The sequence below is a fragment of the Phenylobacterium sp. genome (genome assembly GCF_041916435.1).
Classification (GTDB): domain Bacteria; phylum Pseudomonadota; class Alphaproteobacteria; order Caulobacterales; family Caulobacteraceae; genus Phenylobacterium.
In genome coordinates this window covers 261,514-286,348 of sequence record NZ_JAYRZM010000006.1, presented here as the reverse complement: position 1 = coordinate 286,348, position 24,835 = coordinate 261,514, and the positions used below count along the sequence as shown (strand labels likewise).

21 protein-coding genes are annotated in these 24,835 nt (G+C 70.8%); 11 read left to right on the top strand and 10 right to left on the bottom strand.

What is annotated here, in order from left to right:
* The first annotated feature begins 2 nt into the window (after positions 1-2).
* Positions 3-2,960 (top strand): endoglucanase, encoded by a 2,958-nt coding sequence (locus ACE3TA_RS18240; protein WP_374575749.1) that lies wholly within the window; start codon positions 3-5, stop codon positions 2,958-2,960.
* 11 nt (positions 2,961-2,971) lie between these two features.
* Here ACE3TA_RS18240 and ACE3TA_RS18235 read toward each other — a convergent pair whose 3' ends face one another.
* From ACE3TA_RS18235 to ACE3TA_RS18190, 10 genes are all read right to left on the bottom strand, one after another.
* Positions 2,972-4,042 carry a transporter gene (locus tag ACE3TA_RS18235; protein ID WP_374575747.1) on the bottom strand — a complete coding sequence of 357 codons (1,071 nt, stop codon included), beginning with the start codon at positions 4,040-4,042 and terminating at the stop codon, positions 2,972-2,974.
* Positions 4,043-4,121: 79 nt separating this feature from the next.
* The gene (locus ACE3TA_RS18230; RefSeq protein WP_374575746.1) at positions 4,122-5,450 is read right to left on the bottom strand and encodes a hypothetical protein; all 1,329 of its coding nucleotides are present in this window, start codon (positions 5,448-5,450) and stop codon (positions 4,122-4,124) included.
* A gap of 17 nt (positions 5,451-5,467) precedes the next feature.
* Positions 5,468-6,805: an ABC transporter permease gene (locus tag ACE3TA_RS18225; RefSeq protein ID WP_374575745.1), complete on the bottom strand. Its 1,338-nt coding sequence runs from the start codon at positions 6,803-6,805 to the stop codon at positions 5,468-5,470.
* Positions 6,806-6,834: 29 nt separating this feature from the next.
* Complete coding sequence (locus ACE3TA_RS18220; RefSeq protein ID WP_374575744.1) at positions 6,835-8,274, bottom strand: ABC transporter permease; 1,440 nt, start codon at positions 8,272-8,274, stop codon at positions 6,835-6,837.
* Positions 8,264-8,716, bottom strand: coding sequence for a hypothetical protein (locus tag ACE3TA_RS18215; protein WP_374575743.1), 453 nt, complete (start codon positions 8,714-8,716; stop codon positions 8,264-8,266). Before ACE3TA_RS18215 ends, ACE3TA_RS18220 begins: the two co-directional genes overlap by 11 nt.
* Complete coding sequence (locus ACE3TA_RS18210) at positions 8,709-10,289, bottom strand: ABC transporter permease (protein WP_374575742.1); 1,581 nt, start codon at positions 10,287-10,289, stop codon at positions 8,709-8,711. Before ACE3TA_RS18210 ends, ACE3TA_RS18215 begins: the two co-directional genes overlap by 8 nt.
* A 12-nt stretch (positions 10,290-10,301) precedes the next feature.
* Positions 10,302-11,039, bottom strand: a complete 738-nt coding sequence (locus ACE3TA_RS18205; RefSeq protein WP_374575741.1) for an ABC transporter ATP-binding protein — start codon at positions 11,037-11,039, stop codon at positions 10,302-10,304.
* 62 nt (positions 11,040-11,101) lie between these two features.
* Positions 11,102-12,769 carry a M20/M25/M40 family metallo-hydrolase gene (locus ACE3TA_RS18200; RefSeq protein ID WP_374575740.1) on the bottom strand — a complete coding sequence of 556 codons (1,668 nt, stop codon included), beginning with the start codon at positions 12,767-12,769 and terminating at the stop codon, positions 11,102-11,104.
* 325 nt (positions 12,770-13,094) lie between these two features.
* Positions 13,095-13,889 carry a flagellar type III secretion system pore protein FliP gene (fliP, locus tag ACE3TA_RS18195; protein ID WP_374575739.1) on the bottom strand — a complete coding sequence of 265 codons (795 nt, stop codon included), beginning with the start codon at positions 13,887-13,889 and terminating at the stop codon, positions 13,095-13,097.
* Complete coding sequence (locus ACE3TA_RS18190; protein ID WP_374575738.1) at positions 13,889-14,185, bottom strand: flagellar biosynthetic protein FliO; 297 nt, start codon at positions 14,183-14,185, stop codon at positions 13,889-13,891. Before ACE3TA_RS18190 ends, fliP begins: the two co-directional genes overlap by 1 nt.
* 104 nt (positions 14,186-14,289) lie before the next feature.
* Here ACE3TA_RS18190 and ACE3TA_RS18185 point away from each other — a divergent pair, with 104 nt between their 5' ends.
* The 10 genes from ACE3TA_RS18185 (at position 14,290) to cckA (ending at position 24,807) form a co-directional block, all read left to right on the top strand.
* On the top strand, positions 14,290-14,700 hold the full coding sequence (locus tag ACE3TA_RS18185) for a flagellar biosynthesis protein FlgB (RefSeq protein WP_374575737.1): 411 nt from the start codon (positions 14,290-14,292) through the stop codon (positions 14,698-14,700).
* A 14-nt stretch (positions 14,701-14,714) separates the two neighbouring features.
* Positions 14,715-15,137 (top strand): flagellar basal body rod protein FlgC, encoded by a 423-nt coding sequence (gene flgC / locus ACE3TA_RS18180; RefSeq protein ID WP_374575736.1) that lies wholly within the window; start codon positions 14,715-14,717, stop codon positions 15,135-15,137.
* A gap of 10 nt (positions 15,138-15,147) precedes the next feature.
* Positions 15,148-15,453 carry a flagellar hook-basal body complex protein FliE gene (fliE, locus tag ACE3TA_RS18175; protein ID WP_374575734.1) on the top strand — a complete coding sequence of 102 codons (306 nt, stop codon included), beginning with the start codon at positions 15,148-15,150 and terminating at the stop codon, positions 15,451-15,453.
* A gap of 140 nt (positions 15,454-15,593) precedes the next feature.
* Positions 15,594-18,062, top strand: coding sequence for an ATP-binding protein (locus tag ACE3TA_RS18170; protein ID WP_374575733.1), 2,469 nt, complete (start codon positions 15,594-15,596; stop codon positions 18,060-18,062).
* Between the two features lie 48 nt (positions 18,063-18,110).
* Positions 18,111-18,887, top strand: coding sequence for an ATP-binding cassette domain-containing protein (locus ACE3TA_RS18165; protein ID WP_374575732.1), 777 nt, complete (start codon positions 18,111-18,113; stop codon positions 18,885-18,887).
* A complete protein-coding gene (locus ACE3TA_RS18160) occupies positions 18,884-20,434 on the top strand; it encodes a glycine betaine ABC transporter substrate-binding protein (protein ID WP_374575731.1) in 1,551 nt (516 codons plus the stop codon). The genes ACE3TA_RS18165 and ACE3TA_RS18160 overlap by 4 nt, the downstream gene beginning before the upstream one ends.
* 113 nt (positions 20,435-20,547) lie before the next feature.
* The gene (gene fliQ / locus ACE3TA_RS18155) at positions 20,548-20,811 is read left to right on the top strand and encodes a flagellar biosynthesis protein FliQ (RefSeq protein WP_374575730.1); all 264 of its coding nucleotides are present in this window, start codon (positions 20,548-20,550) and stop codon (positions 20,809-20,811) included.
* Positions 20,812-20,827: 16 nt separating this feature from the next.
* Positions 20,828-21,583 (top strand): flagellar biosynthetic protein FliR, encoded by a 756-nt coding sequence (fliR, locus tag ACE3TA_RS18150; protein ID WP_374575728.1) that lies wholly within the window; start codon positions 20,828-20,830, stop codon positions 21,581-21,583.
* A 1-nt stretch (position 21,584) separates the two neighbouring features.
* Complete coding sequence (gene flhB, locus ACE3TA_RS18145; RefSeq protein WP_374575727.1) at positions 21,585-22,664, top strand: flagellar biosynthesis protein FlhB; 1,080 nt, start codon at positions 21,585-21,587, stop codon at positions 22,662-22,664.
* A 67-nt stretch (positions 22,665-22,731) separates the two neighbouring features.
* Positions 22,732-24,807, top strand: coding sequence for a cell cycle histidine kinase CckA (cckA, locus tag ACE3TA_RS18140; RefSeq protein ID WP_374575726.1), 2,076 nt, complete (start codon positions 22,732-22,734; stop codon positions 24,805-24,807).
* Positions 24,808-24,835: the final 28 nt, after the last annotated feature.

Genomic DNA, 24,835 nt, shown 5'->3' with positions numbered 1-24,835 from the left:
CGATGAATCTGTCCCGGGCCCTGCGATCCGGCGTCGCGGCGATCTGCATCGCCTGCGTCGCCGCGCCCGCGGGCCTGGCCGCGCCGGCCGGGACCATCCAGGTCAGCGTCGCAGACTCCAAGGACTTCACCCGCATCGAGCTGAAGTCGTCCGGCGGGGCCAAGGCGGCCATCCGCCGCGAGGGCCACGACGTGATCCTGGCCTTCCCTCGCGACGCCGACCCGGACATCACCCGCCTGAAGGTCGATCCGCCCGACGGGGTCAAGGCGGTGACCGCCCGCCGCGCCGGCTCGAAGCTGGAGGTGGTGCTCACCCTGGCCGACGACGCCGACGCCAATTCGGGCTTCGCCGACGGCGCGGCCTACCTCAACGTCTTCAAGAAGAAGCCGCAGGACGCCGCCGCCAAGCCGGCGGAGGCCAAGGCCGAAGCTGAGGCCGCGCCCGCGCCGGAGCCCGAGCCGGTCAAGCGCCCCGACCCGATCCCGGCCGGCGGGGTGGTGCACATGGCCGCCCAGGTCGATCCGGGCAAGGTCACCCTGTCGTTCCCTTGGGCCAAGCCCAACGGCGCGGCCGTGTTCCGCCGGGGCGACGCGGTCTGGGTGGTGTTCGACGCGCCCGCCACGCTGGACGTCAGCCGCGCGCCCCGCGGGCTTCGCCAGTTCAAGGGCGTCACCGCCTACAAGGGCGCCGACTACAGCGCCGTGCGCATCGACGCCACCTCGACCACCCCGGTGTTCGCCTCCAACGACGGCGCGACCTGGACGGTCACCCTCGGCTCAGCCGCCTCGGGCAAGCAGTCCGCCGTCAAGGTCGAGCGCGCGCCCGGCGGCGGGCCGGCGGCGCTGAGCGCGGCCATCGCCGGCGTCACCAAGGTGGTCAAGGTGACCGACCCGGCGGCGGGCGACGCGATCACCGTGGCCACCGCGCTCGGCCCTGCCAAGGGCCTGCCCTCCCGCCGCGAGTTCGTGCAGATGGCCCTGCTGCCCTCGGCCCAGGGGCTGGCGATGGAGGCCTACACCGACGACGTGGGCATGACCTTCGACGGCGATCTCGTCAGCATCGGCCGGCCCGAGGGCCTGGCCCTGTCGCCGCAGGCCGCCTTCGCCGAGCGCCACACCGCCGAGCCGGGCGCGCCGCAGCCGGCGGGCCTGCCGGCGCTGATCGACTACGAGAACTGGCCCAGGACCGGCTCGGGCGGGTTCATCGCCCGCTACGACGCCCTCCTGGACGCCGCCTCCGAGGAGGAGGCCAAGGGCCGCGATTCCGGGCTGGCCGCGCGCCTGGCCCTGGCCCGTTTCCTGGTGGGCTCGGACCTCGCCTACGAGGCCATCGGCGTGCTCAACGGCCTGGCCGCGCAGCATCCGGAGGCCATGGACCTGCCGGAGTTCCGCGGCCTGCGCGGCGTCGCCCGCGTGCTGGCGCACCGCTACAAGGAGGCCGAGGCCGACTTCTCCGCGCCGACCCTGTCAGACGATCCGTCCAGCGCGCTCTGGCGCGCCTACATCGCCGCCCAGCAGAACCAGTGGACCGAGACCCGCCAGCAGTTCACCGCCGGCGCCGAGGCCTTCACCCGTTTCTCGCCGCTGTGGCGCGCCCGCTTCGCCCGCGCCGACGCCCGCGCCGCGCTCGCCCTCGGCGACCTGGAAGGCGCCACCAAGCGCATCAACGTGGCCCTGATGAGCAAGGTCGAGCCGCGCGAGGAGCTGGCCACGCGCCTGGTGCAGGCGCGCATCCTGGAGGCCCAGGGCCAGACCGCCTGGGCGCTGCACATCTACGACGCGGTCTCGCACTCCTCGGCCGACTATCTCCAGGCGCCGGCCCTCCTGCGCGCCACCGAGATCCGCTACCAGCGCGGCGAGATCAAGCCGGCCAAGGCCGCGGCCGTCTACGACGGCCTGCGCTACCGCTGGCGCGGGGACGCCACCGAGCTGGAGACCATCCGCGCCCTCGGCAACCTCTACCTCAGCCAGGGCCGCTACCGCGAGGCGCTGGAGATCCTGCGCACCGCCGGCCAGCGCATGGCCTACATGCCCCAGGCGGCCGACCTGCAGGCCGACCTCGACCACGCCTTCCGCGGCCTGTTCCTCGACGGCCTGGCCGACGGGCTGGAGCCGATCCAGGCCCTGGCCATGTTCTACGACTTCAAGGACCTGACGCCCCCCGGCGCCGACGGCGACCTGATGGTGCGCAAGCTGGCGCGCCGGCTGGTGGACGTGGACCTGTTGCCCCAGGCCGCCGAGCTCCTGGACTATCAGGTCAACAACCGCCTGGACGGGGTGCCGCGCGCCCAGGTGGCCACGGACCTGGCCACCATCTACCTGATGGACCACAAGCCGGAGAAGGCGCTGCAGGCGATCAACGCCTCGCGCACCACCATCCTGCCGTCCGCCCTCAACGCCGAGCGCCGGCTGGTGGAGGCCCGCGCCCTTATGGGCCTGAACCGGCTGGACTTCGCCCTTGAGGTGCTGGGCAAGGACGCCTCGCCCGACGGCCAGGCCCTGCGCGCCGAAATCACCTGGAAGCAGAAGGATTGGCCCGCCGCCGGCGCCCAGTTCGAGAAGCTCCTCGGCGACCGCTGGAAACAGCCCGGCGCCCTGTCGCCGGAAGAGGAGGGCGACCTGCTGCGCGCCGGCGTCAGCTACAGCCTGGCCGGCGACGAGACCTCGCTCGCCCGCCTGGAGCAGCGCTACCAGGGCTTCTTCGCCCAGGCTTCAAACCCCGAGGCGCTGAAGGTGGCGCTCACCGGGGTCTCCACCGACCGGCTCAGCGTCTCCGACTTCAGCCGCGTCTCGGCCAACGACGCGGCCTTCACCGGCTGGGTGGAGAAGATGAAGCAGAAGTTCCGCGACAAGCCCGCCCCGGTCGGCGCGCCCACGCCCAAGGCGGCCGGCGCCGCGCCCGCCGCCCCGGCCAAGCAGGCCTCCGCCTCGCCGCCCGCCGCCACGCCGAAGAAGGGCTAGGGCGCGGCGGTTTAGTGCCGCATTCCGCCGGGCGCGTATTGCCAGCCCAGCATCAGGGTCCAGCCCGTCTTCAACTGCGGCCCGTTCAGGTCCTGATAGATCGGCGCGCCGATCTCGGCGGCGAACCGCTGGCCGCGCAGGGCGCCCGACTGGCCGACCCAGTTCACGCCGGCGTAGAGGTCCAGCCGCTCGCCGCCGTAGTTGGCCGGGTCGGCGGTCTGCACCGGCGCGGTGATCCGCGTGTCGCGCCCGTCGATGCCGCCGCTCGAGGCGTACTGGGTCCGCGCCGAGAAGGACCAGGCGGGCGCCGGCGACCAGGCCGCCCAGGCGCTGGCGTTGAACTCGTCGCCGAGGGCGTAGTCCCGGTCGTTCTTCGCGACCCGGAAGATGGCGTTGGCCTGGCCGCCGAAGGTCCAGTCGCCGGCCTTGTGCCGGACGGTCACGCCCAGGATCGGATCCCACGTGCCCGAGCCGAGCTGCATGGCGTAGGGCAGGGTCAGGGTCGGCCGCGTGTTCATCGGCGTGAGCACCTGGTCGGACTTGTCGATCGACCCGGTGGGCGCGGAGACGCCCGCCTGGACGTGCAGGCTCGACGCGGCCGTCTTGGCCACGCTGATCAGCGCGATCACCCGCGTGTCGCCGAAGCCCTCCGAGCGCGCGGTGAAGGTCCCGAGCTGGGTGGTCCCGGACATGCCCTGGAAGGTGAGGTGGTCCATGTCCTTTTGCACGTAGCTCGTCATCGCCATCAGCGTGACGCGGTCGCTGGGCGCCCACATCGCGCCGAACATGTGCATGTCCATTCCCATCTTGAGCGGCGCGACGCGCAAGGTGGCGGGCGGGGCGTTCGGATTGGCCACGCTGGTCACGATGGCCTGCGGGCTGATGTCGTCGGTTCCGTCGAGGCTGCCCTTCATGTCCATGTGCATGAAGCGGTAGGAGAACATGAACTCCCCGGCGTGGTGGGTGTGGTCGCCCATGATGCCGATCGGCGCGTGGGCGTCGGCGCGAACGGGACCGTCGTGGGCGACCGCGGCTGTGGCCGCCGCCCAGGCGGCGAGGCTGGCGATGGCGAGCGGCTTCATTTCGACTCCGTGGCGGCTGCAAGGCTGTGGCGCGACCGGGCGGCGGGCGCGAAGAGGGTTTGTGCGCTGAGGGCTGGCGTCATGCGGCGCAGGCCTCGCCGCTGAGCGCCGACAGGTCGCCGTCGGCCACGATGTCGCGCAGAAGGCTCCACCGCTCCTGCTCGCCGCCCCGGCGGCGGGCTTCGACGCACCGTGCGACGAGGTCGGCCGCGGCGCCGTAGCTGGCCGCGTAGGCGCCGTAGCGGTCTTCGTATTCCAGGAGCGCCCGCGGACTGGCGATCAGCGCCTCGGTCTCCAGCGCGTAGGCGGCGTCGAAGAAGGTTTTCCGCCCGTCGTGATAGTCGCGCAGGATCGGCGCGGCGGCGGCGGCGGCCTGTCGCGCCAGCGCATGGACCTGGACGTACTTCGCCGCTTCGTCCGGCGGGAAGCCGGCGAGCGGGAAGAGCACGTCGCGCTGGAAGGCGGCGCGGTCCTGAAGCGGGAAGGCGACCTCGACCCCGTACTCGGCGGCGCCCTCCCGCAGCACCTGCTGCGGCGAGCGAAGCAGAACCACCGTGTCCTCCACCAGCGGCCCGGCGGCGCCGGCGCCGGCGCGCTGCAGCAGGAACTGGGCGTGGTGGCCGGGGTAGGCCTCGTGGCAGGCCACGTCGAGCGCCGAGCCGATGTAGGCCACCGAGTCGGGATTGATCTGCAGCGTGCTGCGCGCGCCGCCCTGGTAGCGCTGCCAGGCGGCGTCGACGTCTCGGCTCCAATCGACGTCGACGCGCTCGTCCGCCGGAAGCGGCCAATGGGCGAGGGTGCGCGCCCGGCATTCGGCCAGGGCCCGCGTGAAGACGGCCTGGCGCTTGTCGGCGGGGATGACATAGCGGTCGCGAAAGGCGGCGAGGCGGTCCGGCAGGTCTCCCGGCCCGGGCAGCAACGCCTCCAGTTGCGCGCGGGCCTGGGCCAGCCTGGCTTGGTCCGGCGGCGCGATCCGCAGGTGGTAGAGCCGCCGCGTCTCCTCGTCGAAGCTCAGCGCGTTCGGCGTCCGCCGCGCCTCCACCAGCGCGGCCAGTTGGCTCGTCAGGCCCTCCAGGCGGTCCCGGCGCGGCGAGGCCTCGTCCTGCAATATGTCGGCGCGCAGCCGCGCCAGCTCGGCGTCCATCTTGTCGAGCGAAGGCGCCGGTCCCGGCGGCGTCAGCTTGGCCGGGCCGAAGTAGGCGTCCACCTCGCGCGGGTCGATGCGGCCAAGGGACAGGGCCAGGGTGACGAAGCGCTGCGCCTGCGAGTCCAGGCGCGCCTGCGCCGAGGGAGGCCGGGCGATGAGAACGATCGCGATCACGGCCGCCGAGAAGGCGATGGGAATGACGATGCGGCCCGCGCTCCGCCGGGCGGACGCCTGCATGTAGCTGCTCGTCGCCAAAGCCATGTCGGGACCTTCGGCTGCTACTCGGTCCGCAGGGCGTCGATCGGATCGAGGAGCGCGGCCCGCCGCGCCGGATAGATGCCGAAGACGAGCCCCACGAGCGCGGCGATGCCGATGGCCAGGACCATGGCCGCGACCGGCACGCTCGCCGGCCAGTGCAGCGCCCAGCCGATCAGCCACGACGAGATCAATCCCAGGATCAGTCCGATCGCCCCGCCCATGACGCTGAGGGTGATCGCCTCGATCATGAACTGCAGCGCCACGTCGCTGGACCGCGCCCCGGTGGCCACGCGCAGGCCGATCTCGCGCGTGCGCTCGGTGACCGACACCAGCATGATATTCATGATGCCGATGCCGCCCACGATCAGCGACACCCCGGCGATGCTGGCGAGCAGCGCGGTCATGGTGTCGCTGGCCCGGTCGAGCGTGTCGGTCATCTCCGAAAGCGTGACCTCGTCCAGCTTGGGCAGGTTGGCCAGGGCGAAGGCCGCCGCCGGCGTGTAGAGGCCCTGGGTCAGCGCCTTGGCCGCCTGGGTCTCCACGGTGAAGTCGTCCGGCCGGCCCGCGCCGCCGCCCTGCTGGCTGATGTAGCCCTGGTCGGCGCCGGCCGACGTGAGATGGTGGCGCTCGCGAAGCAGCGTCTTGGCGGCGTCGGCGATGGCCGACGCCTTGCCGGCCTGCTCGGCGGCGATGACGATGTAGTCCAGATGCGGAACCGTCTGGGCCGCCTGCAGGTTGCGCCAGGGGACGAACAGCATCTCGTTGTGGTCGTCGGAGGCGTCCGACGTGACGCCGACGATGGTGTAGGTGGCGTCGCGCAGGGTGATGGGCTTGCCGACCGGGTTGAAGCCCTTGCCGAAGAGGTTGTCGGCCAGGGTCCGGCCGATCACCGCCTCGTCCGCGCCGTCGTCGAGCATCCGGCCGGGACGCACGTTCCACATGTACGCCTTGGCGTAGCCCGTTCCGACGCCCTCGACCTGCGCGAACGCGCGCGAGGCGCCGCTGACGACGCTGGTGCGCACGGTGATCCCCGGACTGATGGCGCTGACGCCGTCGACCTTGGCCTCGATCGCCTTGGCGTCCTCGGCGCTGAGGGTGGTGGCCGAGCCCAGGCCGGCGGCGATGCCGACGCTTTCGCCGCCGCGGGTGTAGTTGCCCGACCGCACGAAGACCAGGTTCGTGCCCGCGGACTTGACCTCGCCTTCGACCGAGCCCTTCGCGCCGGTGCCGAGCGCCACCATCGTCAGCACCGCCGCCACGCCGATGATGATGCCGAGCATCGTCAGGAAGGTGCGCAGCCGGTTGCGGTTGAGCGAGCGGATCGCCAGCCGGATGTTGATGCGGATCAGCGGGAGCATGGCCTTCTCCGGAAGCGGGCGGTCATCGGCTACTCCGACTTCAGGGCGACGACGGGATCGAGGAAGGCGGCGCGGCGCGCCGGCGCGATGCCGAAGACGACGCCGGTGATCGCGGCCATCGCCAGGGCCGCCGCCAGCATGGTCGGCGAGGCCGCCGTGGCCCAGTGCAGGCCGTGGTCGGTGATCATCAGGCCGATCCCGCCCAGGCCCAGGCCCAGCAGGCCACCCAGCGCCGCCAGGGTCACGGCCTCCACCAGGAACTGCATCATCACGTCGCCGGCGCGCGCCCCCAGGGCCATGCGAAGGCCGATCTCGCGCGTGCGCGCAGTCACCGACACCAGCATGATGTTCATCACGCCGATGCCGCCGACCAGCAGCGACACGGCCGCCGCTCCCGCCAGCAGCAGGGTGAAGGTGCGCCCGGCCTGGCGCAGGCTCTTGGCCATCTGCTCCCAGGACGCCCGGTCGAGCTCGGCGGTGTTGCTGTGCACGGCCCGCACCAGGTGCGGATCCGCGCCCATGCTGGGCAGGGCCGAGATGCTCTGGCTCTCGACCCGGAAGTCGTTGAGCGTGTCGTCGGGCAGCTTGTGCAGCGCGCGCAGCTTGTCCTGGATGTCCTTGGCGACGGCTGTGGTGACGCCCACCGAGGCGGTCCGCACGGTGATGTCGTCGTAGCTGTCGCGCTTGAGCAGCCCCTGGGCGAGCTTCACCGGCAGGTAGATCGATGGGACGACGCCGCCGTCTTCGTCGCCGGTGCGGACCAGCCCGACGACGCGGACCTGGCGGCCGCCGATCGGGATCGTTTGTCCCAGCACCGAATCCGCCGTCGGCCACAGCCGCTTGGCGGCTTGCGGCGTCACCAGCATCACCGGCTCGTTCCGGGCGTGCTCGCTCGCCGAGATCATCTTGCCCGACAACAGCTTCCACCCGGCCATATCCGGCCAGTCGCTCTCGAAGCCGTGGACGCGCACGACGTAGACCGGCAGGCCGGCCTGCGGGTCGACGCTGACGTTGCCCTCCACCGCCCCGGCGACGGAACGCACGCCGTCCAGGCCGCGCAGCATGTCCATCTCGGCCTGGCCGAGCGGGGAGGGCGGGGTGCGGTGGAGCGTCCGCCGCACCGCGGTCATGCGCTGGCGCGCGTCCTTGGCGGCCGCGTCGCGGGTCATGTTCGGCAACTGGCCGTCGGCGCCGACGAACCCGACCGAGCCTTCGGACTGCTCGCCGCCGCTGTTGTCCTGGCGCCCGCTCGTATCGATCGCCGCGGGCGTGAAGTTGCCGGGGCGGATGGTGACGCGGGTCGGCCCAGCGGCCTCGATCTGGGCCTCGATCCGAAGCTGCGCGCCTCGCCCGAGCCCGGAGACGATCACCACCATGGCCACGCCCATGCTCATCCCGAGCAAGGTGAGCAGCGCCTGCAGCTTGTTCTGCGTCAGGGCGCGCATCGCCATGCGCAGGTTAATGCCCATGGTGGTGTTCCGGCCCCTTCTTCGCGGCCGCGATCACGGCCGCGCCCTTCACGTCGGCCAGCGCCGACTTGCCCTTTGCGAAGAAGCCGACGTGCAGCACCGAGCCGGCGTCGGCCAAGGGCGCGCCGGTTCCCGTCCAGAAGACCCCGGTCGGATCGATGCGCATGTCGACGTATTCGGTCTTCTTGCCGGGATGCTCGATCTCCACCGCGACCTGGGAGACGGCCGAGGCCGGCAGCGGCTCGCCCATCGCGTCGGAGAAGTAGATCTCGATCGCGCCCGTCGGCTTCGCGGCCAGCTCGAAGTGCATGTCGCGATAGGCGGTCACCACGCCGCCGTGGTGCGGTTCGTCGTCGACGCCGTTGTGGGCGCCTGCGGGAACCGCGGACGCGGCCAGGAGAAGCGACGCGGCCAGGGCCGCGGTGAGGAGAGATCTATTCATATTTGAGCGCCTCGATGGGATCGAGCTGGGCCGCGCGGCGCGCCGGATACACGCCGCACGCCATGCCCAGCAGCACGGCCACGGCCACGGCGGTCGCGGCTGCGACAGGGGAGACCACGGCCGACCACTTGAAGAACTTTTCCAGGCTGCCGGAGGCGGCCACCCCGCACACGACGCCGAGCAGCCCGCCGGCGACGCACAGGAGCACCGCCTCCAGGAGGAACTGCACGGCGATGTCGCTGTGCCGCGCGCCCAGAGCCACGCGCAGCCCGACCTCGCGCGTGCGCTGGGTCACCGACAGGAGGAGCAGGTTCATCACGCCGATGCCGCCGACCAGCAGCGACACGGCCGCCACCCCGGCCAGCAGCGAGACGATGGTCCAGTTGGTGCGCTTCAGCGACGCCGACAGGCTGGCCACGGTCATCTGGTCGACGCTGCGCATGTTGCCGGTCACCACGCGGGCGAGCTCGGGCGGCAGGCCCTTGCCGAGCACCTGCTGGGCCACGCTGGTGACCGTGAAGTCGTCGGCCATCGCCTCGGTGATCTTGTGGCGCTTGCGCAGGAGGTCGGTGATCTCCTTGGCCACCCGCGTGGTCTCGCCGACGGACACGGTGGTGACCGATATGTTGTTGAGCTTGCTGAGGTTCAGCAGGTTGTCGATGGTGCTGACGGGCACGTAGAAGGCGTCGAACTGGTCGTCGCCGGCCGCCGGCTGGGTGACCCAGCTGCGGCTGCCCACCACGCCGACCACCTTGAAGTGCTGGTGCCACAGCACCACCTCGCGCCCCACCGGGTTCACGCCCTTGCCGAACAGGTGGTCCGCCGCGACCTTGCCGAGCACCGCCACCTGCTCGCCGCGTTCGACGTTCTCGTGAGTCAGGAAATGGCCGTAGACCATGGTCCAGCCGCTGCGGATCTCCGGCAGGTCCGCCTCGGTCCCGTGCATCCGGGTGAACCACTGGGTGGACTTGGGATCGTCCTTCAGGAACAGCCGCTCGTTCTCGTGGATCCCCGACACCACGTATTGGACGCCCGGAATCTTGGCGATCGCGCGGGCGTCGTCCCGCGTCAGGGTCGCGGCCGAGCCGAGGCCGGCCGAGGCGTCGCCAAGCCGCTGGGCCGCGGTGGGGTGGTCGTGCACCGCCATCGGGTCGTCTTCGAAGTGGATGCGCATCAGCATGGCGTCGCGCGGGGCGAAGGGATCGCCGCTCGCCGCTCCGTCGGCGCCGTGCACGACGAAGGTCCCGTCGAACGAGGCCTTGAGGATCAGCCCCTGCCGGGGATCGGGCTTGAGTTCGGGGACGTTCATCCCGAAGCCGTGGCCGACATAGGCGTCCGGATCGACCGACGTGTCGGTCTTGACCTTGTAGTTGCCGGCGGTGACCACCAGCAGGTTGGCGCCGGCCGCGCGGAGCTGGTCGTCCAGCGCCTGTTGCGCCCCGCGCCCGAGGGCCAGGCTGGTGACCAGCGCGCCGACGCCCACCATCACGCCCAGCATCGCCAGCACCGTCTGCACGCGGTTGCGCAGCAGTCCCTGGACGGCGAGACGAAGGTGGAGCCAGACCGCGGCCACGAGCGCCCCCGATCAGACTTCGGCCGCCGCCGCGGCGGGCTCGGCCGGCGGCTCCTGCGGGGTGTTGGGGCGATCGCTGAGGATGGCGCCGTCGCGCACCGCGATGATGCGCGTGGCGTAGGCGGCGATCTCCAGCTCGTGCGTGATCAGGACGATCGTGATGCCGAGCCGGGCCCGCAGGTCCTGCAGGGCCCGCATCACGTCGATGCTGGTCTTGCTGTCGAGGTTGCCCGTCGGCTCGTCGGCCAGGATCAGCGACGGCTGGTTGACCAGGGCGCGGGCGATGGCGACGCGCTGTTGCTGGCCGCCGGAGAGCTGGTTGGGCTGGTGCTCGGCCCGATTGCTCAGGCCGACCACCTCCAGCGCCTTCATGGCGCGCGCGCGCCGCTCCGCCGCCGGCAGCACCGGCCGCGAATAGAGCAGCGGGATCTCCACGTTCTCCACCGCGGTGGTGCGCGGCAGAAGGTTGAAGCCCTGGAAGACGAAGCCGATCTGGCGGTTGCGGATGTCCGCCAGCTCGGCCCCGGACAGCGACGAGACGTCCTTGCCGTTAAGCAGGTAGGTCCCGTCGGTCGGCCGGTCCAGGCAGCCCAGGATATGCATCATGGTGGACTTGCCCGAGCCGGACGGGCCGACGATCGCGACGAACTCGCCCTCCTCGATGTCGAGGTTCACGCCCCGCAACGCATGCACGCGGTTGTCGCCGAGCGTGTAGACCTTGGTGACGGCTTGCAGCGAAATGACTGACAATGCAGCGCCTTCCTTCCAGATGATGCGCCCTGGATACGGATCGGTTCGGGATGGCCGCCCGGCTACTTGGCGGCCGCCGCGCCGCCGGTCGGTTCGTTCAGGCCGGCGTAGTTGTAGAGCGCCGTGGCCACCGACTTCTCCGCGCCCGCGATGCCGTAGACTTTCCCGGCGCCTTCGATGACGTAGTATTCGTTGGCCGCGTGGGCGTTGCCGCCGGAGCCGGCCATGCCGCCGAAGATCGGCACGTTCACCGCGAAGCCCGAGAACAGGTAGGACGGCCAGTAGCCGCCCATGATGCTGGCCTGGGAGTGGACCGGCGAACTCGGGATGCCGAACTCGTCGAACATCTGCGTCACGGCCCGCCCGATCTCGGTGTCGGTGCTGGTCTTCGACCACGGCACGTCGCCGACCACGTTGATCTTCACGTCCTTGTAGCCGTGCGAGTCGAGGTGCTTGCGGATCTTCTTGACCAGGTCCTCGCCCGACATGTTCGGCACGTAGCGGATGTTGTGCTTGGAGGTGATCGTGTTGGGCAGGATCGCCCCCGAGCCGCCGGCGAACATGTTGCCGCCCCAGATGCCGTCCAGGTTGAAGGACGTGCCCATGCTGGACATCTTCAGCACCGTGTAGGGATCGTCGGAGATGAACCGCGCGACGCCGAGGTTCTCAGCGGCCGCCTTCAGGTCGTAGTTCTTGGCCGCCGCGTGCAGCTTGGCGTCGTCCGCCGCCGAAATCGGCTCGATGTTGTCGTAGAAGCCGTCGACCAGCACGTGGTTGCCGCTGTCGTCCACCAGCGTCGACAGCATCTTGATGTGGCGCCAGGCCGGCGAGTCCACCGAGCGCTTGAAGGCGCCGTGGATGTTGCTGCGGGTCGGGCCGCGCCCCCAGTCGGTCCCGTCGGTGGTCAGCTCGATGAACAGGCAGCCTTCGGAGCCGCTGAGCCCGCGCGACCCGCCGGTCGGCCCCTGGCCGCCGAAGGTGTACATCGCGTCCACGTCCTTGAAGAGGTCTTTGTGGTCGACGATGAACTTGCGGTAGCCCATGTCCATCCGCTCTTCGTCGCCCTCGGCGATGAAGATGATGTTCACCGGCAGCTTGCCGGTCACGGCCTTCATGGACATGAGGGCGTTCCACATCGCCATCTCAGGTCCCTTGGAGTTGGTCGCCCCGCGACCGATCAGGACCTTCTTGTAGGGGGCCTGTTCGACCAGGCGGCCCTCGAACGGCGGCGCCTTCCAAAGGTCCGGCTGCGTCACCGGCATGGTGTCGTACATCCAGTAGATGGCGATCGTCTTGGGCGCGCCCTCGTCGCACTTGGCGTAGACGACCGGATTGCCCTGCTGGCCCCACTCGGTCATGCCGACGTCGTAGACCTTGCTCTCCTGGCAGCCGAGCTGGTCGAAGAAGCCCTTCACCATCTCCGCCGATTCCTGGATCCCCTCGCCGGTGTTGGAGATGCTGGGCTGCTGGATCCACTTCTGCAGATTGACGACGTGCTGATCGATGTTCGTGTCGATGTAGTCGTAGATCTTCTTCAGATCCGGATTGTGGATCTTGCTCATGTCGATGCTGATGGTGGTGTCGCCGTTGGGGCGGATGCCCAGCTTCGGCGCCGCCGGCGCCGACGCCTGGGTTTCACCGCCGCCGCTGGCGCCCTTGCCGCAGCCGCCCAGCGCGAGCGTCAGGCCCACGGCCGTCGCAACGATGAGATTCTTCTTCAGAGAGTTCACCCCACACCTCCAATCGGCAAATCCCGTGCGACTCCGCCAGGTCGAGCCTGGGCGCGAGACCGAACGCGTCCCTGTTTTCGTCTTGCGCGTCGGATGGCCGCCTGAAGTCGCCTAGCCGGCCAGCGATGTGGCGAAGCCGGGCGGTCCGTCCGCAGATATCCTGCAAACTCTGAAAAACGGCGTCCGGAATTCAAAACCGAATTGCGGGAATTTGCGGAAAAATGGCGTGCTGATGAGAATTCGCTGCATTTTCGTGCAAGAGGCGTGCGCCTGACGACGGCTTAAGCGCCCGCCATGCGTCGCGGGCCGCGCGTCTGGTGCGGAGTCAGCCGCCCGCGCCGTGGCGGAAGCTCTCCACCAGGCTGCCGGCGACCAGGCGCCAGCCGTCCACCAGGACGAAGAAGATCAGCTTGAAGGGCACCGAGACCACCACCGGCGGCAGCATCATCATGCCCATGCTCATCAGCACGCTGGCGACCACCAGGTCGATGACCAGGAAGGGGATGAACAGGAGGAAGCCGATCTCGAACGCCCGCTTCAGCTCCGAGATCATGAAGGCCGGGGTGACCACGCGCAGCGGCAGTTCCTGGGCGGTCTGAGGCCGTTCGATCTTCGACAGGCGCACGAACAGGGCCAGGTCGTCGCGGTCCACCTGACTCAGCATGAAGGTCTTCACCGGCGCGCCGGCGGCCTCGAACGCCTGGGGCAGCTCCATCTGCTGGTCGAGCAGCGGTTTGACGCCCTCGTCGTAGGACTGCTGGAACGTGGGGCCCATGACGATGGCGGTCAGGAACAGGGCCAGGCTGATGATCACCGCGTTGGGCGGGCTCTGCTGCAGGCCCAGCGCCGTTCGCAGCAACGACAGCACCACCACGATGCGCACGAACGAGGTGGTCATGATCACGATGGACGGCGCCAGCGACAGCACCGTCATCAGGCCGACGAGCTGGACCACCCGTTCGGTCAGGCCCGCGCCGGTGCCGAGGTTGACGTTGATCGCCTGGGCCATGGCCGCGCCGTGCCAGACCAGGCCGGCAAGGGTGGCGAGGGCCGACAGGCCCGCCGCGCGGCGCCAGTCCTCGGCCTTCAGGTTGCGCAGGTCGGAGAGGGGCCCAGGCATCAGTGCAGCTCCCCCTCGCGCACGATGATCGCCGTGCCCTGGTCGGCGGCGCTCAGCAGCCGCCCCTCGCCCAGCAGCACCAGCATCTCCTCGCCGTCGCACGACACCAGCACCAGCCGCCGGGCCGGATCGAGCACCAGGGTCTCGACCACGTTCAGGCGCCGTTCCTTGCGCTGGCGGGACAGGCGGGTCAGCGCGTCCGGGCCGAAGCGGCGCAGGGCCACCGCGCCCAGGCCCACCAGGCCCAGGGTGACAAGAAGGGCGAAGGCGGCGCGGGCGAAGTCGGAAAGATCCATGGCGGTCGCGTTCTGCTGCGGCGCGCCGGCGGCGACGCCTGCAAGGGGTGTGCGCCGCAGGGTCTTAAGACGCGGTTAACCCTGTTTGTTCACCATGTTTGGTCATGAATGTGGGCGATATTCCGCTGTTCGCGATGTTGCGCAGCCGGCTGGGGTACCTCAGCCAGCGCGAGCAGAAGATCGCCCAGAACATCGCCAACTCCGACACCCCCCGCTACACGCCAGAGGACCTGAAGCCGTTCAGCTTCCAGGCCAAGCTGGAGAGCGCGCAGTCGGCCAGCACGCCAGCCGTCACCCAGCCGGGCCACATCGGCGGCGGCTCCGCCTTCGGCGACCAGATCTTCCGGCCGGTGCGCAAGAAGGATTCGGAGACCACGCTGGACGGCAACTCGGTGGTGCTCGAGGAGGAGACCATCAAGATGGCCGACGCGCGGATGAACTACGACGCGGCCATCGGCTTCTATCAAAAATCGCTGTCCCTGCTGCGCATGGCCGCCAAGGCGCCGGGCAAGTGACGGGAGCGCGCTGAATGGCCGACGTCAAAGCATCCTCCGTCTCCGCCACCATGGCGGTCGCCGGCTCGGCGCTGCGGGCCCAGCAGGCGCGCATGCGGATCATCGCCGAGAACCTGGCCAACGCCGACTCGACCGCGCGGACCGCCGGCGGCGATCCCTACCGGCGCCAGATCCCGGTGTTCGCCCCGGCCAAGGTCGACGGCGCCGAAGGCGTGCGCATGGCCCGCGTCGAGACCGACAAGTCCGACTTCAAGTCCGACTACGAGCCCGGCCACCCGGGGGCCGACGCCCAGGGATATGTGAAGATGCCCAACGTCGACCCGTTGGTGGAGGCGCTGGACATGCGCGAGGCCCAGCGCGCCTACGAGGCCAACCTCAACGTGATCGAGACCACGCGCAACATGCAGATGCGCACCCTCGATCTCCTGAAGAAGTAGGGGCTAGGCGATGGTGTCTCCTCTCGCCGCGGCCAAGGCCTACGCGGCCGCGCAGAGCCAGGGCCTGTCCAGCCTGGGCGGCGGCAAGGCCGCCGAGGCGGGCGGCTTCGGCGACATGGTCAAGTCGGCCATGAACGAGGTGATGAGCACCACCAAGCACGCCGAGACCCAGATCGCCCAGCAGGTGGCGGGCAAGGCCGATCTGGTGGACGTGGTCACCGCGATCTCCGCGGCCGAGACCAGCCTGGAGACGGTGATGGCCGTGCGCGACCAGGTGATCTCGGCCTACCAAGAGATCATGCGGATGCCCATCTGAGGCGAACGACCTGGACGGCGCCGCACCCGTAGTTCAACCTCTGGCCTCGGGGGCGACCGTGGGGTTCAAGCGCGTTCTGTTTGATGGTGGGCGATAGCGCACGAAGCGCCTCGGGCGTCCGGCGCGCGCTGGCGGCGGCGTTGGCGGGGCTGTTGCTGGCCGCCGGCGCGCCGAGCCTGGCCAGGACGCCGGCCGAACTCGCCCAGGCGGTGGAGAAGCGCGCCGCCGCTTCCAGCTTCAGCCAGCTCCAGACCTTCGGCCGCCAGGCCATGGACCGTCACGACCGCGAGGGGTTGAACCGGCTCTATCACGTCGCCTGGATCATGCTGAACCAGGGCGAATTCGATCAGGCCAGGCTGTGGAACGGCCGCCTGGCCGCCGCCGCCAAGGCCCAGCGGGACGCGCGCTACCAGGAGATCGCCCGGCTCGACGACCTGACCATCCGCTACGACGAGGGCGACACCTCCGTGGCGGACGAGATGGCCAGGACCGCGCGCACCGCGACAGACTGGTTCGTCAAGGCGCACGCCGCGCGGCTGACCGCCCTGGCCCTGATGGACGAGGACCGCATCGGCGAGGGCCTGAAGCTGCTCACCGACGCCGACGCCGAGGTGCCCGACGACGCGCCCTATGCGGCGACCGCCCGCGCGGGGCTGTGGGAAGTGGCCGGCATCGGCCTGATGAAGCTCAACGACATCGACGGCGCCACCACCGCCCTCGGCCGGTTCGAGATCGACTACGCCAACCCCGCCTATCCGCGGCCCGACTTCGACGCCATCTACAACCTGACGCGCCTGTCCCTGCAGATCGGCGACCAGGCCACGGCCGAGCGCCTCTACGCGGCCCACCACCGGCTGGCCCAGCGCGCGAACATCGACAGCCTGTCGGTCTATGACGCGGTGCTCTGCGCCAACGTCGCCCAGGGGCGCGCCGCGCCGCGCGACGTCCTGGCCTGCCTGGCGCGGTTCGGGCCGGACCTCGGCGCGGCGGCCTTCCTGGCTCCGCGCATCCTGCCCATGCGCGCCCTGGCCTACGCCGAGACCGGCCAGGTGGCGGCGGCCGAGCGCGACATGGCCGAGATCCGCAAGCTCAGGGCGGCCGGCGCCTTCAACGAGGAAGGCCACACCGAGCTGCCGCACGTGGAGGCCCAGGTGCTGTTCGCCCAGGGTCACGCCAAGGCGGCCTACGAGAAGCTCAGCGACTACCTGAAGGACGACCGCATCCAGGCCAACCGGCGCTTCAGCGACGGCATCCGCCAGGTGACCGTCGACATGCAGGAGCAGCTCACCGAGCGCCGCCGCCAGCTTGAGACCGCCGCGGCCAACACCAACCTGCAGGCGGCGGTGATCCGCTGGCAGCGCTGGATCGTGGTGGTGGCGGTGCTGTTCGCCGCCACGGCCGCGGGCCTGCTCCTGTGGCAATGGCGCCTGATGGGCGAGCTGCGCGTCGCCCGCCGCCGGGCCGAGGACGCCACGCGCTCGAAGAGCGAATTCCTGGCCAACATGAGCCACGAGATCCGCACCCCGCTGAACGGGGTGGTGGCCATGGCCGACGCCCTGTCGCGGCGCGAGCTCGCCCCGCGCGAGCACGAGATGGTCGACATCATCCGCTCGTCCGGCGACACCCTGGAGCGGCTGCTGTCGGATATCCTGGACACCGCCAAGATCGAGGCCGGCCAGGTCGCCATCGAGGCCGCGCCGTTCCACCTGGGCCGCCTGGTCCGCGAGGTCGAGGCGCTGTGGCGGCCGAGGGCGGACGACAAGGGCGTGGGCCTGGAGGTGCGCGTCGATCCGGCGCTCGACCGCTTCGTCACGGGCGACGTGGTGCGCGTGCGCCAGGTGCTCACCAACCTCGTCAGCAACGCCCTGAAGTTCACCCAGGCCGGATCGGTCAGCCTGGCGGTGGAAGATGTCGGCGAGGGGCGCGCGCGCTTCACCGTCCGCGACACCGGCGTCGGCTTCGACGCCGAGCAGAAGAGCCGCATCTTCGGCCGCTTCCACCAGGCCGACGGCTCGATCACCCGCCGCTACGGCGGCACCGGGCTGGGCCTGGCGATCTCGCGCGACCTGGCCGAGCTGATGGGCGGGACGCTGGACTGCGAGGGCGCGCCGGGCCGGGGGGCGACCTTCTGGTTCGAGGTTCCGCTGCCGCGCGCGGTGGTCGAGGGGGAGGCCGCCAAGCCGGAGCCGGCCGCCGCCGCGCCGTCGGCCCTGCGCATCCTGCTGGCCGACGACCACCCGGCCAACCGCATGATCATCGAGGCCCTGCTCGCCGACCTGCAGGTCGAGCTGGTCAGCGTCGCCGACGGGCGCGAGGCGGTGCAGGCCTTCGCCGGCGGCGGCTTCGACCTGGTGCTGATGGACATGCAGATGCCGGTCATGGACGGGCTGACCGCCACGGCCGAGATCCGGGCCCTGGAAGCCCGCGAGGCGCGGCCGCGCACGGCGATCCTGATGCTCACGGCCAACGCCATGGCCGAGCACGTCGAGGCCGGCCGTATGGCCGGGGCCGATGGGCACCTGGCCAAGCCCATCACCACGGCCACCCTGTTCGACGCCATCGCCGCGGTGGTGGCCGCCGAAGCGCCAAAGGCTTCCGGCGCGGCCTGATCCCGGTTTCCGACGACCGCTCGCGCCGGATCGTGCTACCGGTCGGCCATGACCGCCCCGATGATCGAGCTCGCCGGCGTCGCCAAGCGCTACGCCGGCCACCAGGCCCTGGCCGGCGTCGACCTGAGCGTGGCCAGGGGCGCGTTCGTCGCCCTGGTGGGCGCGTCCGGTTCGGGCAAGACCACCCTTCTGAAGACCATCAACCGCCTGGCCGAGCCCGACGCGGGCGAGGTGCGCGTTGAGGGCGCGCCGGTGCGGGCGGGCCCGGCGGCGCTGCTGCGCCGGCGGATCGGCTACGTCTTCCAGGAGGTGGGCCTGTTTCCCCATCTCACCGTCGCCGAGAACATCGCGGTCACGCCCCGGCTGCTCGGCTGGAGCGCCGAGCGCATCGCCGGGCGGGTCGAAGCCCTGCTCGACCTGGTCGCCTTGCCGCAGGCGATGGCCGCGCGCACGCCCGACGCGCTCTCCGGCGGCCAGCGCCAGCGGGTGGGCGTGGCCCGCGCCCTGGCGGCCGAGCCGGCCATCGTCCTGATGGACGAACCCTTCGGCGCGCTCGATCCCCTGACCCGCGACACGCTGGGAACCGACTACCGCGCGCTGCACCATCAGCTCGGCCTGACCACGGTGATGGTCACCCACGACATGGCCGAGGCGGTGCTGCTGGCCGACCGCATCGTCGTCCTGCGCGACGGCGCCGTTGTCGCCGACGGGACCGCGGGCGAGCTGATGGCGTCGGCGACCGACCCGGAGGTCCGCGCCCTGCTGGAGGCGCCGCGCCGCCAGGCCGAGCGCCTTCGCGAGCGGCTGTCGGGAGCGGGCGCGTGAACGGGCGTTTCGCCGCGGCCCTGGAGCGCCTGCCGGACTACCTGGGCTGGCACGTGCTGCTCAGCGCCAGCGCGCTGGCGCTGGGCCTGGCGATCAGCCTGCCGCTGGCCGTGGCGGCCAGCCGCAACGTGCGCATCCGCTGGCCGGCCCTGGCGGCGGCGAGCCTGATCCAGACCATCCCCTCCATCGCGCTTCTGGCCCTGTTCTTCCCGCTGCTGCTGGCGGTCTCGGCGGCGGCCAAGGCGCTCACCGGCCACGGTTTCTCCGCGCTGGGCTTTCTGCCCTCGCTCCTGGCGCTGACGCTCTATTCGATGCTGCCGATCCTCAGGAACGGGACCGCCGGCATCCTGGGCGTCGACCCGGCGGTGATCCAGGCGGCCGACGGGGTGGGCATGACCCCGGCCCAGCGCCTGTTCCAGGTGGAGCTGCCGTTGGCCGCCCCGGTGATCATGGCCGGTGTGCGCACCTCGGCGGTCTGGACCATCGGCGCGGCCACCCTCTCCACGCCGGTCGGCCAGACCAGCCTTGGCAACTACATCTTCGCCGGCTTGCAGACCGAGAACTGGGTCTTCGTGCTGTTCGGCTGCGCGGCCTCGGCCGCCCTGGCGCTCGTCGCCGACCAGCTCCTCGGCCTGATCGAGGCCGGCGCGGCCCGCCGCGATCCGCGCCGCGTGATCGCCGGGGCGGCGGGGCTGGTCGTCGGCGTGGTCCTGGCGCTCCTGCCGCTGGCGGCCAAGGGGCAGGGACCCGCCTATGTGGTCGGCGCCAAGAACTTCTCCGAGCAGTACATCCTGGCCGAGGTGATGGCCCACCGCCTGGAGGACGCCGGCGCGAGCGTCACGCGCAAGGAGGACCTCGGCTCGGCCGTCGCCTACCGCGCCCTGGCCTCAGGCGAGCTCGACGTCTACGTCGACTATTCCGGCACCCTCTGGACCAACGTGCTCGGCCGCACCGACAATCCCGGCCGCGCCCAGGTGTTGGCCGAGCTGACCCGCGAGCTGAAGGCTCGCGACGGGGTGACGGTGCTGGGCTCCCTCGGTTTCGAGAACGCCTACGCCCTGGCCATGCGGGAAGACCGCGCCAAGGCGCTGGGGATCTCCACCATCGCCGATCTCGCCCGCCAGGCGCCCGCGCTCGCCATCGGCGCGGACCTGGAGTTCCTGTCGCGGCCGGAATGGAAGGCGCTCCAGGCGGCCTATGGCCTGTCCTTCAAGGCCCGCCGCTCCTATCAGCCGACCTTCATGTACCGGGCGCTCGAAAGCGGCGACGTGGACGTGATCAGCGCCTTCTCCAGCGACGGGCGCATCGCCGCCGACCGTCTGGTGGTGCTGGGCGATCCCAAGGGCGCGCTGCCGCCCTATGACGCGGTGATCCTGATCTCGCCCAAGCGGGCGGGGGACAAGCGGCTCCTGAAGGCGCTGAAGCCCCTGATCGGCGCGATCCCGGTGGAGGCGATGCGCCAGGCCAACCTCACCGTCGACCGAGACCAGGACAAGCTCGCCCCCGCCGAGGCGGCCAGCCGCCTGGAGGCGAAGCTGGGGCTGTAGGCCGCCGTCGGCGCCGGTCATGGTTAACGGAAGTAGCCGTTCGTTAACCATGTCGGTCCCACAGTCGGGACCTGACACGCCCCCATCCGCAACGCGTATTCGAGAGGCCCTTCATGAGCGGCGCCGAAGTCCTGGACGTCGGACGGGACGCCATCTGGCTCACGGTCCAGCTTGCGTCTCCGATCCTGATCGTCGGCCTGATCGTCGGCGTGGGGATCGGTCTGCTCCAGGCGTTGACCCAGATCCAGGAGGCCACGCTGGTCTATGCGCCGAAGATCGTGGCGATCTTCATTTCGCTGCTCCTGTTCCTGCCGCTGATGGGCGCCCTGATGGCCGGCTTCATGAACCACATCGCCGCGCGCATCGCGGCGATGTGACGGTCCGCGGGCCGCCATGGAAGCCTACGCCACCGCCGGCCAGGTCTACGCCGCGGGTCTGATCTTCGCGCGCATCGGGCCGATGGTCATGCTGATCCCCGGGATCGGCGAGAACCCCGTGCCCGCCCGCGTGCGGCTGGCCTTCGCCCTGCTCATGGCGCTGGTGCTCTATCCGCTGGTGTCGGCCCAGATGCCCGCCGTGCCGGCCTCGGTCGGCGCGATGTTCGGCCAGGTCATCAAGGAAAGCCTGATCGGCCTGATGATCGGCGCGATCATGCGCATGTTCGTGGGCTCGCTGGCGGTGACCGGCGAGATCATCTCCAACCAGACCACGCTGTCCTTCTCCCAGACCGCCAATCCGGCCCAAGCCCAGCCCTCGACCTCGGTGGGCACCTTCCTCGGCATGGTGGGCGTGGTGCTGATCATGACCACCGACCTGCACCACCTGTTCATCTCGGCGATGGCCAGGTCCTACACCCTGTTCCCGCTGACCAAGCCGGTGATGGTGAACGACGCCGGCCAGCTCGCCATCCAGACCGTTTCGCGCTCCTTCGCGCTCGGCCTGCAGCTCTCGGCGCCGGTCGTGGTCTTCGCCATGGTGTTCCACATCGCCACGGGCCTGGTGGGCCGGGTGATGCCGCAGTTCCAGATCTTCTTCGTCGCTTCGCCGCTGATGGTTCTCTTCGGCCTGTCGATCCTCGCCCTCAGCATCGGCGTGATCGGCATGGTCTGGGTGAACCGCTATCGCGAACTCCTGAGGGTGTTCGCCTAGGATGGCCGAAGAAAACGACGCAGCATCGAAAACAGAAGACCCAACTCCGCGAAAACTAGAACAGGCGCGGGAGAAGGGCGACGTTCCCAAGACGGCCGACCTGGCGCCGCTGATGGCCATGGTCGCGGCCGCCTCCGTGCTGGCGATCGGCGGCGGCTATCTGGCCCGCAACATGATCTCGCAGCTCCTGCCGTTCATCGCTCACCCGGACGCCATCGCCCTCAACGGCATGGGCGGGGTGAGCGTGGCGCGCGCGGCGATCATGGCCGCCGCGCCGATGCTGGGGGCGGTGATCTTCGCCGCCGCCTTCGCCGGCATGGCCGGCAACCTGATGCAGCACGGGCTGATGTTCACCCCGTCCAAGCTCGAGCCCAAGCTGGACAAGCTCAATCCGCTCTCCGGCTTCAAGCGGCTGTTCGGCCTGGACGGGCTGATGCAGTTCGTCAAATCGCTGCTCAAGATCTTCCTGGTCGGCGTCGTCGCCTGGCTGGTGATCAAGCCGCACTGGCGCGAGCTGCGCGGCCTGCCGGCGCTGGACCCGGCGGCCATCCTGCCGCTGGCGGTGTCGATCCTGCGGCGCCTGTTCTTCGCCATCTCCGCCCTGCTCCTGGTGATCGCCGGGGCCGACTACCTCTGGCAGCGCTACCGCTTCATGGAGCGCATGAAGATGTCCAAGGAGGAGTTGAAGGAGGAGTTCAAGCAGACGGACGGGGATCCCCACGTCAAGGCGCGCCTGCGCCAGATCCGCCACGAGCGGGCGCGCCGGCGCATGATGCAGGCCGTGCCCGACGCCACGGTGGTGGTGATGAACCCCACCCACTACGCCGTCGCCCTGAAGTACGACGCCGAGGAGACGCCGGCGCCCATGTGCGTGGCCAAGGGGCTGGACGCGGTCGCCCTGCGCATCCGCGAGGTCGCCGAGGAGGCTGGCGTGGCCGTGATCGAGGATCCGCCGCTCGCCCGTTCGCTCTACGCCGCCGTCGACATCGACGAGATGATCCCGCCGGCCCACTATGAGGCCGTGGCCAAGATCATCGGCTTCATCCTCAGTGGGCGCCGTTCGGCGGCTAAACCCCTATGAGAGTATGCTTATGAGTGATTCGACGGGGCGCCCCGCCCCTGGGCTCCAGGAGGAGCGGAGGTTCGCCATGGCCGAGCCGCAGACCGCGCACGGCGTCCGACGACGCTTCGACCCGCTGATCGCGGCGGCGGTGGTCTTCTTCCTGCTCTCGGCGGCCTTCGCCGCGGCGCCGGCGCTCAAGGCCGGACCGACCACGCTCGCCGGCGCCATGCTCCTGATCGGACTGGCCGGCGTGGCGTGCCTGGGCCTGTTCGTGCTGCGCAGCTCCACCGAACCGGCGGCCGAGGGCGAGCCGGTGTTCGAGCGCGTCGTCGACGCCCTGGAGGAGCCCGCCGCCCTGGCCGCCGCCGACGGGCGCATCTACGCGGCCAACGCCGCCTGGCGCGAGGCGCTGGGCGGCGCGCCCCGCCTGCCCAAGGGCGGCCCCTCGGCCGTCAGCCTGTTCACGGCCCTGGCTGTCGCCCGCCGCGGCGAGATCGGCCGCGCGACGATCCGCGTCGCCGGCGCCGAGCGCCAGGCCCGCGTCTCGCCGATGGGTCCGCGCCGCTTCCTGGTGCGCCTGGCCGAGAGGCCGGCGGAGCCGGTCCGCCTGCCGTCCGCGGCGCTGGAGGTGCTGGACGCGGTGGTCACCGCCGGCGCGCCGCCGCCCAAGGTGCTGGACGCCTTCGCCGCGGCCTCGCCCTTCGGCGCGGCCCTGCTGGACGGCGAGGACCCCTTCGCCGCCACCATCGTCGAGGCCAATGCGGCGCTGGCGGCCATGGCCCCGGCCGGGCGGCCGGGCGCGGTGTTCGGCGACCTGATCGAGCCGGCCTCCCGCGCGGACGCGGCGCTGCGGCTGGCGGCCGGCGCGGTCACGGCCCTGGAGGTGCGGCTGGCGCACGACCCGGGCAAGATCGCCCACCTCTACCTGTCCCGCAGCCAGGGCCGATGGGTGGCCTATCTGCTGGACGTCTCCGAGCAGAAGCAGATGGAGCTGCAGCTCGCCCAGAGCCAGAAGATGCAGGCCATCGGCCAGCTCGCCGGCGGCGTGGCGCACGACTTCAACAACCTGCTCACCGCCATCTTCATGCAGCTCGACGTGCTGGCCGCGCGCCATCCGGTGGGCGATCCCTCCTACGAGGGCCTGAACGAGATCCGCCAGACCTCGGCGCGCGCCGCCGACCTGGTGCGCAAGCTCCTGGCCTTCTCGCGCAAGCAGACCGTCCAGCGCGAGACCCTGGACCTGGGCGAGCTGATCAGCGAGTTCGAGGTGCTGCTGCGGCGCGTGCTCTACGAGGACGTCAAGCTGGAGACCGAGTACGGCCGCTCCCTGCCGCAGGTCCGCGCCGACCGCGGCCAGCTCGAGACCGCGGTGATGAACCTGGCGGTCAACGCCCGCGACGCCGTGCGCGCCCACGGCGGCGGCACGGTGCGCATCCGCACCGCCCGCGTCACCCAGGAAGAGGCCGCCGCGCTCGGCTATCCGGGCGCCCAGGGCGACCAGGCGCTGATCGAGGTGTCCGACGACGGCCCCGGCATCCCGCCCGAGGCGATGGACAAGATCTTCGATCCCTTCTTCACCACCAAGCCGGTGGGGGAGGGCACGGGCCTGGGCCTGGCCACCGTCTACGGCATCGTCAAGCAGTCCGACGGCTGGATCGCCGTGGATTCCCGCCCCGACGAGGGCGCGGCCTTCCGCATTTTCCTGCCGGTCTACGTGCCCGCCCCCAACGCGGCCAACGACGCGCCCGCGCCGGCCAAGGTGCGCGCCGCGCCGCGCGACCTGTCGGGCGCCGGGCGCATCCTGTTCGTCGAGGACGAGGACGCCGTGCGCGGGGTCGCCGCCAAGCTCCTGCGCGCGCGCGGCTACGAGGTGATCGAGGCCGGCTCCGGCGAGGAGGCGCTCGAGCTGGCCGAACAGCACGCCGGCGAGATCGACCTGATGATCTCCGACGTGGTCATGCCGGGGATGCAGGGGCCCGACCTGCTCAAGCACGCCCGCGAATACCTGAACGGCGCGCCGGTGATGTTCATTTCCGGCTACGCGGAGAGCGAGTTCTCCGATCTCCTGGAGGGCGAGACCAACATCTCCTTCCTGCCCAAGCCGATCGACATCAAGACGCTCGCCGAGCGGGTGAAGCAGCAGCTCGCGCAGGCGGCCTGACACGCCGTGAGCCGCGGCGTCTTCGACC

Coding starts and splice junctions, on each gene's coding strand:
- ACE3TA_RS18240 (WP_374575749.1), top strand. CDS start 3: ATGAATCTGTCCCGGGCCCTGCGATCCGGCGTCGCGGCGATCTGCATC.
- ACE3TA_RS18235 (WP_374575747.1), bottom strand. CDS start 4,042: ATGAAGCCGCTCGCCATCGCCAGCCTCGCCGCCTGGGCGGCGGCCACA.
- ACE3TA_RS18230 (WP_374575746.1), bottom strand. CDS start 5,450: ATGGCTTTGGCGACGAGCAGCTACATGCAGGCGTCCGCCCGGCGGAGC.
- ACE3TA_RS18225 (WP_374575745.1), bottom strand. CDS start 6,805: ATGCTCCCGCTGATCCGCATCAACATCCGGCTGGCGATCCGCTCGCTC.
- ACE3TA_RS18220 (WP_374575744.1), bottom strand. CDS start 8,274: ATGGGCATTAACCTGCGCATGGCGATGCGCGCCCTGACGCAGAACAAG.
- ACE3TA_RS18215 (WP_374575743.1), bottom strand. CDS start 8,716: ATGAATAGATCTCTCCTCACCGCGGCCCTGGCCGCGTCGCTTCTCCTG.
- fliP (WP_374575739.1), bottom strand. CDS start 13,889: ATGCCTGGGCCCCTCTCCGACCTGCGCAACCTGAAGGCCGAGGACTGG.
- ACE3TA_RS18190 (WP_374575738.1), bottom strand. CDS start 14,185: ATGGATCTTTCCGACTTCGCCCGCGCCGCCTTCGCCCTTCTTGTCACC.
- ACE3TA_RS18185 (WP_374575737.1), top strand. CDS start 14,290: ATGAATGTGGGCGATATTCCGCTGTTCGCGATGTTGCGCAGCCGGCTG.
- flgC (WP_374575736.1), top strand. CDS start 14,715: ATGGCCGACGTCAAAGCATCCTCCGTCTCCGCCACCATGGCGGTCGCC.
- fliE (WP_374575734.1), top strand. CDS start 15,148: ATGGTGTCTCCTCTCGCCGCGGCCAAGGCCTACGCGGCCGCGCAGAGC.
- ACE3TA_RS18165 (WP_374575732.1), top strand. CDS start 18,111: ATGACCGCCCCGATGATCGAGCTCGCCGGCGTCGCCAAGCGCTACGCC.
- fliQ (WP_374575730.1), top strand. CDS start 20,548: ATGAGCGGCGCCGAAGTCCTGGACGTCGGACGGGACGCCATCTGGCTC.
- fliR (WP_374575728.1), top strand. CDS start 20,828: ATGGAAGCCTACGCCACCGCCGGCCAGGTCTACGCCGCGGGTCTGATC.
- flhB (WP_374575727.1), top strand. CDS start 21,585: ATGGCCGAAGAAAACGACGCAGCATCGAAAACAGAAGACCCAACTCCG.
- cckA (WP_374575726.1), top strand. CDS start 22,732: ATGGCCGAGCCGCAGACCGCGCACGGCGTCCGACGACGCTTCGACCCG.